Source organism: Streptomyces atriruber (genome assembly GCF_001418325.1).
In the GTDB taxonomy this organism is placed as follows: Bacteria; Actinomycetota; Actinomycetes; order Streptomycetales; family Streptomycetaceae; genus Streptomyces; species Streptomyces atriruber.
In genome coordinates this window covers 1-8,169 of sequence record NZ_LIPN01000545.1, presented here as the reverse complement: position 1 = coordinate 8,169, position 8,169 = coordinate 1, and the positions used below count along the sequence as shown (strand labels likewise).

Below are 8,169 nucleotides of genomic sequence, written 5' to 3'. Positions count from 1 at the left end.
TTCAGGACCTCGACCTCGCGCAGGGTCAACACCCCGAGGTCGGGGGGCGTTTCCCCCTCCTCCGCCCCCGGCCCCGCCGTCTGCCGCGCGAACGCCTCGACCAGGCGCCGCGTCACACTGGGCGCGAAGAGCGCGTCGCCACCACCGACCGCCGCGACCGCGGCAAGCAGCCGCTCGGGCCCCGAGTCCTTGAGCAGGAACCCGGACGCACCGGCCCGCAGCGCCCCGTACACGTACTCGTCGAGGTCGAACGTCGTCAGCACCAGCACGCGCGGCGCGGGTTCGGCGGCCTGCTCCAGGATCTTCGCCGTGGCGGTGATGCCGTTCATGCCCGGCATGCGGATGTCCATGAGAACGACGTCGGGGCGGGTCCGCGCGGCGAGCGCCACGGCCTCGTCGCCGTCGCCCGCCTCACCCACGACCTCGATGCCGGGCGCGGCACGCAGCAGCCCCACCAGCCCCGCACGAATGAGGAACTGGTCGTCGACGACGAGCACTTTGATACCTGCGGTCATCCGGTGGTCACCCGGCTCATTGCGTTGCGTCGTCCCCCCGCGCCGCGGCCCGCGCCGAGGTCGGCAGGGTGAGCCGCACGGCGAATCCCCCCTCGCTCAGCGGGCCGATACTGATCGCCCCGCCGTAGAGCTTGGCCCGCTCCCGCATCCCAATCAAGCCGTGTCCGCTGCCCGTCCGCACTCTGTCCTGAATCACCCCCTCCCCGTCATTGATCACCGCGACCTCGATGTACCCCCGCCGGTAGGCGAGTTCGACGGACGCCGCGGCTCCATGGGCGTGCTTCAGTACGTTGGTGAGCGCCTCCTGCACCACGCGGTACGCGCAGAGTTCCACGCCGGGCGCCACCGGCCGCGGCGTCCCCGTGACCCGCAGTTCGACGCGGACTCCCCCGGCGCGGACCCGCTCGACCATCTCGTCCAGGCGGGCCAGGCCCGGCATCGGGGCCTCGGGGGCGTCGCCGGTGTGCTCACCGTCCTCGGCCCGCAGCACCCGCAGCATGCGGCGCAGCTCTTCGAGCGCCTCGCCGCTGGTCCCCGATATCGTGCCGAGCGCCGCGCGGGCGGTGGCGGGGTCGGTGCCGAAGACGAACGTCGCGAGGCCCGCCTGCACGGATATCACCGACATGTGGTGGGCGACCACGTCGTGGAGTTCGCGCGCGATGCGTCCCCGTTCCTCCGCGACCTCGCGCCGGGCCCGTTCGTCCTGCTCGCGCTTCAACTGCCGCGCGAGTTCGGTCGATCGGCGGGCGACGAATCCGAAGCGCCACAGGACGAGGGAGAAGCCGACGGCCTGGCCGACGACGGACGGCATCGAGGCGTCCTCGCTGATCGCGCCCGCGTAGATCCACACGGCGGCCATCAGGGCGGTGCAGGCGAGGGAGACGCGTGGGGGCCGCAGGGAGGCGACCGTGTAGACGGTGAGCATGGGTCCGAAGGTGCCGACCACTGGCCAGTAGCCGACGGTGACGTACACGAACCACGCCAGATGCACGACGAGCAGCACGGCGAGCGGTGCCTTGCTGCGGACCACGACGGGCACGCAGATCAGCGCGACCAGGGCATATCCGAGGGGGTCGAGGGCGATCCAGCCCTGTTTGACGGACTCGCCCCCGAGCAGCACGGCCACCGTGGTCAGGGCGACCGCGATCAGTGCGTCGACAGCGAGGGGGCGGATCCGCATCGCCGCAGCGTAACGCGCATATGGGCGGATGAACGTCAACCAGCCGCGGTACCGCGGAAGTTGTAGGAACCGCCCGTCTACCACCGCTGGAGCAGGCGGAGTTCCACCCAGGGCGTGACGACACGACCGACGGCCCGCCCGTAGTTTGTGGGACCAGCACCACACAGGACCGCGGCCGTCGGGGGACCGCACGGGGGAAGGCCCGGTCCGCATGACGGTGGCCCGTCCCCTCGGGGGAGGACGGGCCACTGTCAGGCGCCTGCGCATGCACGGACGGACGTCCGGTCAAGTTGACGTACGTCCGGTCAAGCCGCCGTACGTCCGGCTAGATCGTGTAGTGCAACGTGTCGTCCAGGAACGGGATCTCCAGCCAGGGCCTGGGCTGCGCCATCATCGCGAGGAGTGCGATGGCGAGGCCCAGCGCCCCGTACGTGACCATGTCCGTGAAGCGCGAGCGCACCGCGAGCATCCCGACGTCCGGCAGCGCCCAGCGCAGCACGGCGCCGCCGATGAGGGCGACGCCGATCAGCAGCGTGCCGACGCGGAACACGTCGAGCGCGGTGAGCAGCAGTCCGAGCCCGACCAGCGAGACGACGCTGAGGAGCGGCCACTGCCGGGCCGGTGCGGGGGCGCTGCCCGCCGCGGCGCGGCCGCCGCCCTCGGGGCGCGCGGTGTCACGCGTGAACAGCGGGAAACGGCGCGACACCTTCCGCGGCCGCCCGTCCGGACCCGGCGCGCTGACCGCGCCCTTGGCCCGGGGAGTCTCCGGGGTGCTGCCCGGTTCAGCTTCTGAACTCTTGGCCTCGCTCATGGCCTCGCCTCTTTCCGTTCGGCGCGCGGCTCAGCGCGCGGCGCGTTCCGCGGCCTCGACGACGTTCACCAGGAGCTGGGCGCGGGTCATCGGGCCGACGCCGCCCGGGTTCGGCGAGATCCAGCCGGCGACCTCGGCAACGCCCGGGTGGACATCGCCGACGATCTTGCCGTTCTCGTCGCGCGAGACGCCCACGTCCAGGACGGCGGCGCCCGGCTTCACGTCCTCGGGCTTGATCAGGTGCGGGACGCCCGCCGCGGCCACGATGATGTCCGCCCGCTTGAGGTGCGCGGCGAGGTCACGGGTGCCGGTGTGGCACTGGGTGACCGTGGCGTTCTCCGACTTGCGGGTGAGAAGGAGCGGCATGGGCCTGCCGATGGTCACGCCGCGGCCGACGACGACGACCTCGGCGCCCTTGATCTCCACGTCGTGCTGCCGGAGCAGCCGGATGATCCCGTACGGGGTGCAGGGCAGCGGTGCCGGCTCGTTCAGGACGAGACGGCCGAGGTTCATCGGGTGCAGGCCGTCGGCGTCCTTGTCCGGATCCATGAGCTCCAGGACGCGGTTCTCGTCGATGCCCTTGGGGAGGGGGAGCTGGACGATGTAGCCGGTGCAGGCCGGGTCCTCGTTGAGCTCGCGGACGACCGCCTCGATCTCCTCCTGGGAGGCGGTGGCGGGCAGTTCACGCTGGATGGAGGCGATGCCCACCTGCGCGCAGTCGCGGTGCTTTCCCGCGACGTACTTCTGGCTGCCCGGGTCGTCGCCGACCAGGACGGTACCGAGTCCGGGCGTGACGCCCTTCTCCTTCAGGGCCGCCACGCGGGCGGTCAGTTCGGACTTGATCGCGGCTGCGGTGGCCTTGCCATCGAGAATCTGGGCGGTCATGCCCCCCATCTTCCCGGATGAGACCCGCCCGGTACCAATCAGGGCACTCCCCTGGTGCCACGGTGGTTCACCCGCTGATCAGCGAGGTTGCACTTGCACAACGCATACGGAATGCGGCTGGACAAATAAGCCATGCCTAAAGAACGATATGCGGCACAGTGCCGCGGGCAGTGTCGGGGGGACGGACCGCATCTGTAGAACCTTCCTCCGTGGTGTGCCGCGTCGTCCCCGCACCACCTGACGGAGGAAGACCGCCATGAGTTACGGCGACCCGAACAACCCATACGGGCAGCCGCCCCAGCAGCCCCCGGCCGCTCCCGGGTACGGCTACCCCCAGCAGGGCCCGCCCGGCGTCCCGCCGCAGCAGCCCTACGGCTACCCGCAGCAGCCGGCCTACCCCGGCTACCCGGGCGGCAACATGATGCAGCAGTCGATGCCGGGCCTCCTGGTCACGGCGCGGGTCTTCCTGTTCCTGATCTCGTCGGTGCAGATCCTGGCCGCGATCGGCTTCCTCTACTTCGCCGCCATCGCGAACGACGTCTCCGACAGCGCCGACGACTTCGGTCTCGACGACGCGGGAATCGGTGACGCGGCGGCCGGCGTGTTCGTCATCCTCGCGCTCATAGCCGCGGGTCTCGCCACCCTGTCGATCACGCTCGGCGTGAAGTTCAGCCGCGGCGGCCAGGGCGTGCGCATCACCACGGTGGTGTACGGGGCGCTCGGCGCCATCGTCGGCCTGATCTACCTCTTCGTCGGCCTGGACACGGGCCTCGCCTCCGCGATCATCGGCCCGCTGATCTGGCTGGTCTTCGGCATCATCATCACCCTGGCGCCCGTCGTCCCCAGCGGCACCGCCTGGTTCAACCGCCCGCGGTACTGAGCAAGTCGAGTACGTACGACGGTGGCCGCGCCCCTCGCAGGGGGCGCGGCCACCGTCTTTCGTACGTCGGGTCCGCTCAGTGGAAGAAGTGCCGCGTCCCCGTGAAGTACATCGTGACGCCCGCCTTCTTCGCGGCCTCGACCACCAGCTCGTCGCGGACCGAACCGCCCGGCTGCACCACGGCCTTGACGCCCGCGGCGGTCAGGATCTCCAGACCGTCGGGGAAGGGGAAGAACGCGTCGGAGGCGGCGTAGGAGCCGCGCGCCCGCTCCTCGCCCGCACGCTCGACCGCGAGCTTCGCGGAGTCGACGCGGTTGACCTGGCCCATGCCGACACCGACGGAGGCGCCGTCCTTGGCGAGCAGGATCGCGTTGGACTTGACCGCGCGGGACGCCTTCCAGGCGAACGCGAGCTCGGCGAGCTCGCCCGCGTTGAGCGCATCGCCCGTGGCGAGCGTCCAGTTGGCGGGGTTGTCGCCGTCGGCCTGGAGGCGGTCGGTGACCTGGAGCAGCGCGCCGCCGTCGATCTGCTTGACCTCGACCGCGTTGGACGGCGCCCGGTGGGCGCGCAGGACGCGGATGTTCTTCTTCTTGGTGAGGACTTCGAGGGCGCCGTCCTCGTACTCGGGCGCGACGATGACCTCGGTGAAGATCTCGGCGACCTGCTCCGCCATCTCCTTGGAGACCGGGCGGTTGACGGCGATCACGCCGCCGAACGCGGAGAGCGGGTCGCAGGCGTGCGCCTTGCGGTGCGCCTCGGCGACGTTCCCGCCGATCGCGATGCCGCACGGGTTGGCGTGCTTGATGATCGCGACGCAGGGCTCGTCGTGGTCGTACGCGGCACGGCGCGCGGCGTCCGTGTCCGTGAAGTTGTTGTACGACATCTCCTTGCCGTGCAGCTGCTCGGCCTCGGCGAGGCCGCCCGTGCCGTCGACGTAGAGGGCCGCGCCCTGGTGGGGGTTCTCGCCGTAGCGGAGGACGTTCTTGCGCGCGTAGGTCGCACCGAGGAAGTCGGGGTGGCCGGACTCGTCGGCGGCCGCGTAGCCGTCGGCGAACCAGCTCGCGACAGCCACGTCGTACGCGGCCGTGTGCTGGAACGCTTCTCCGGCAAGCCGCTTGCGCGCCGTCAGGTCGAAGCCGCCCGCCTTGACCGCCGCGAGCACGTCGGCGTACCGCTTCGGGTCGGTGACGACCGCGACCGAGGGGTGGTTCTTGGCGGCGGCGCGGACCATCGAGGGGCCGCCGATGTCGATCTGCTCGACGCACTCGTCGGGCGTGGCACCCGAGGCGACGGTCTCCTTGAAGGGGTAGAGGTTCACGACGACGAGCTGGAAGGGCTCGACGCCGAGCTCCGCGAGCTGCCGCTGGTGGTCCTCCAGGCGCAGGTCGGCGAGGATGCCCGCGTGGACCTTCGGGTGCAGGGTCTTGACCCGGCCGTCCAGGCACTCGGGGAAGCCGGTGAGCTCCTCGACCTTGGTGACGGGCACCCCGGCGGCGGCGATCTTCGAGGCGGTCGAGCCGGTGGAGACGAGCTCGACACCCGCCTCGTGCAGCCCGCGCGCGAGCTCTTCCAGTCCGGTCTTGTCGTAGACGCTGACGAGCGCGCGCTTGATGGGGCGCTGCGCGGCGTCGGCGTTCGTAGCTGCGTTGGCGTTCGTAGCTTCGGCGGTCACGGGATAAGAACCTTTCGTCCCTCAATGCGGTAGCCGTGCCGGGCCAGACGCCCCACGACATCGACGAGCAGCGTGCGCTCGACTTCCTTGATGCGCTCGTGCAGAGCGCTCTCGTCGTCCTCGTCCCGGACCTCGACCACGCCCTGGGCGATGATCGGGCCGGTGTCGACGCCGTCGTCGACGAAGTGGACGGTGCAGCCGGTGACCTTCACGCCGTACGCGAGCGCGTCGCGCGCACCGTGGGCCCCCGGAAAACTGGGCAGCAGCGCGGGGTGCGTGTTCACGAACCGCCCGCCGAAGCGCGCGAGGAACTCCTTCCCCACGATCTTCATGAACCCGGCGGAGACCACCAGGTCGGGGCCGTGCGCGTCCGTCGCCGCCGCCAGGGCCGCGTCCCACTCGTCGCGGGTCGCGTGGTCCTTCACCCGGCAGACGAAGGTCGGGATCCCGGCGCGCTCGGCACGCTCCAGACCGGCGATGCCGTCACGGTCGGCGCCCACGGCGACGATCTCGGCGCCGTATCCCTCGGCCCCCTCGGCGCGGATGGTGTCGATCAGGGCCTGGAGATTCGTGCCCGACCCGGACACCAGCACGACGAGGCGCTTGGGGCGCGCGACCACAGCGCTCTTGGCCACAGCGGGGCCCTTTCTCGGAAGGATGCGTCTTCAAAGGTGTCTTCGAAGGTGCGTCTTTGTACGGTCGTACGAAGGCTTCGGGTGCCGCGATACGGGGAACCCTACGAAGCGGCCGACCGCCAGCAACGATACCGGCACCCCGGAACCGCCCCTCACGGGACGGGGGCGCGGGCGGAAGGTAGCGTCTGTGGGGAAGCGCCTGAATACCGAAGAACGCCGGGTTGTCGAGCCGCACAACGGCTCCGCCACGGCCCTACCAAGGGGAAGACGCACACCTGATGCCGGACCGTAGCCGCCCTTCGTCTCCGCCGCAGGACCCGGAATCCCAGGGACCGGAGTCCCGGGGCTCGGGCGCCCAGGGAACGGGCAAGGACGACGACAACCCCTTCGCGCCGCCGCCGGAGGGGACACCGGACCGGCCGTGGCAGCCGCGCCGCCCCTCGGGCGGCTCCGCCCCGGACGGCGACGACTCCGGCGGCAACCAGGGCTCCCCCTGGGGAAGCCAGTGGAGCGACCGTCAGCCCGGCCGCTCCCAGGGCGGCTTCGGCGACCGGCCCCGCCAGCAGAACGGCCCCGGCCAGGAGGGCCCGTCGGCGCCCGGCGGCGGCAACGGCAGCGGCATGCGCTGGGACCCGACGGACCCGGCCCAGCGCCGCGCGCGGTACGCCCTGCTCTCCGGCATGTGGGGTTTCTTCTTCGCCCTCTTCGGCTGGCGGTACGTGGCACTGCTGCTCGGCGCGCTCGCGGTGATGTGGGCCGTCCAGGCGCTGCGTGCGAAGCCGCGCACGCCGGACCCGACGGCACCGACAGCTGCACCGACTGCGGCACAGGCGCCCGGCGCCGCCGCACCGACTGCCGCGCCGACTGCCGCGGCCGCTCCGGCCGCCGCCGGGCCTCCCCAGGCCGAGCCGACGACGAGCACGCGGCCGCAGACGACGGCCGCGATCAGCGGCCTGGTGACGGGCGCCCTCGCGCTCCTCATGGTGGCCGGTACGTTCACGGCGCAGCTGGTGTACCGGGACTACTACACGTGCGTGGACGACGCGCTGACCAGCGCGTCGAAGCAGTCCTGCGAGGACCTGCTGCCGAAACAGCTGCGTCCGCTCCTGGGCGAGCAGGACTAGCCGACGTCCAAGGTGACGATCAGGGCGACTCCGGAGGGCGCGTCCGGCGCTCCCAGAGTCGTTCCCCCTCCTCCTTGAGCGCCTGCCAGCGGGCCTCGCGGGCGGCTTCGTCGTGCCAGATGGGGGGCGGGGGCGGGAGGTCCGGCGCCTGCGGGCTTTCATGCGCCTCTGCGGGCGCCGGGGCTTCGATTGGGTCCTGGGCTGCGGTCGGTTCCGGAGCCGTGGGTTCCGGAGCCATGGTTTCCGGAGCTGAGAGTTCCGAAGCTGTGGGTTTCGGAGCTGTGGGTTCCGGAGCTGTGGGTTCCGGCTCGCCCTCAGCCGCCTCAGTCGCCTCGGCCGCCTCAGCCGCCCGTCCGGGCCACGGAAGACGTACGTGTGGGATCCGGGGCCGCGGCGAAGGCAGCGTGAGCCGGGGCAGCCTCGACAGCCGGACCCGCCGCTTCTCACCGGCCGCCCCGGCCACCCCC

Annotated in this window: 8 protein-coding genes; 2 read left to right on the top strand and 6 right to left on the bottom strand. The window is 71.6% G+C overall.

Annotated elements, in window-relative coordinates; translation table 11 throughout:
* The 4 genes from AOK03_RS38065 to AOK03_RS38050 form a co-directional block, all read right to left on the bottom strand.
* Positions 1–515 (bottom strand): response regulator (locus AOK03_RS38065; RefSeq protein ID WP_055569936.1); only part of this gene is annotated, 515 nt, incomplete at its 3' end.
* Positions 516–531: 16 nt separating this feature from the next.
* Complete coding sequence (locus AOK03_RS38060; protein WP_055569935.1) at positions 532–1,695, bottom strand: sensor histidine kinase; 1,164 nt, start codon at positions 1,693–1,695, stop codon at positions 532–534.
* 325 nt (positions 1,696–2,020) lie between these two features.
* The gene (locus tag AOK03_RS38055) at positions 2,021–2,506 is read right to left on the bottom strand and encodes a DUF3017 domain-containing protein (protein WP_055569934.1); all 486 of its coding nucleotides are present in this window, start codon (positions 2,504–2,506) and stop codon (positions 2,021–2,023) included.
* 30 nt (positions 2,507–2,536) lie between these two features.
* Positions 2,537–3,391, bottom strand: a complete 855-nt coding sequence (locus AOK03_RS38050) for a bifunctional methylenetetrahydrofolate dehydrogenase/methenyltetrahydrofolate cyclohydrolase (protein WP_055569933.1) — start codon at positions 3,389–3,391, stop codon at positions 2,537–2,539.
* A gap of 256 nt (positions 3,392–3,647) precedes the next feature.
* Here AOK03_RS38050 and AOK03_RS38045 point away from each other — a divergent pair, with 256 nt between their 5' ends.
* Positions 3,648–4,271 carry a hypothetical protein gene (locus AOK03_RS38045; protein WP_055569932.1) on the top strand — a complete coding sequence of 208 codons (624 nt, stop codon included), beginning with the start codon at positions 3,648–3,650 and terminating at the stop codon, positions 4,269–4,271.
* Between the two features lie 76 nt (positions 4,272–4,347).
* On the opposite strand, the gene purH is transcribed toward AOK03_RS38045, so the two are convergent.
* Both purH and purN read right to left on the bottom strand, forming a co-directional pair.
* Complete coding sequence (purH, locus tag AOK03_RS38040) at positions 4,348–5,943, bottom strand: bifunctional phosphoribosylaminoimidazolecarboxamide formyltransferase/IMP cyclohydrolase (protein WP_055569931.1); 1,596 nt, start codon at positions 5,941–5,943, stop codon at positions 4,348–4,350.
* Complete coding sequence (purN, locus tag AOK03_RS38035; protein WP_371934791.1) at positions 5,940–6,578, bottom strand: phosphoribosylglycinamide formyltransferase; 639 nt, start codon at positions 6,576–6,578, stop codon at positions 5,940–5,942. Before purN ends, purH begins: the two co-directional genes overlap by 4 nt.
* A gap of 278 nt (positions 6,579–6,856) precedes the next feature.
* On the opposite strand from purN, the gene AOK03_RS38030 reads away from it, so the two are divergent.
* On the top strand, positions 6,857–7,702 hold the full coding sequence (locus AOK03_RS38030; protein WP_107098217.1) for a hypothetical protein: 846 nt from the start codon (positions 6,857–6,859) through the stop codon (positions 7,700–7,702).
* The last annotated feature ends 467 nt before the right edge of the window (positions 7,703–8,169 follow it).

Bases quoted from the DNA above. Each gene is read 5' to 3' on its own strand.
- AOK03_RS38030 (WP_107098217.1), top strand. From the start codon at position 6,857: ATGCCGGACCGTAGCCGCCCTTCGTCTCCGCCGCAGGACCCGGAATCC.
- AOK03_RS38045 (WP_055569932.1), top strand. From the start codon at position 3,648: ATGAGTTACGGCGACCCGAACAACCCATACGGGCAGCCGCCCCAGCAG.
- AOK03_RS38060 (WP_055569935.1), bottom strand. From the start codon at position 1,695: ATGCGGATCCGCCCCCTCGCTGTCGACGCACTGATCGCGGTCGCCCTG.
- AOK03_RS38055 (WP_055569934.1), bottom strand. From the start codon at position 2,506: ATGAGCGAGGCCAAGAGTTCAGAAGCTGAACCGGGCAGCACCCCGGAG.
- AOK03_RS38050 (WP_055569933.1), bottom strand. From the start codon at position 3,391: ATGACCGCCCAGATTCTCGATGGCAAGGCCACCGCAGCCGCGATCAAG.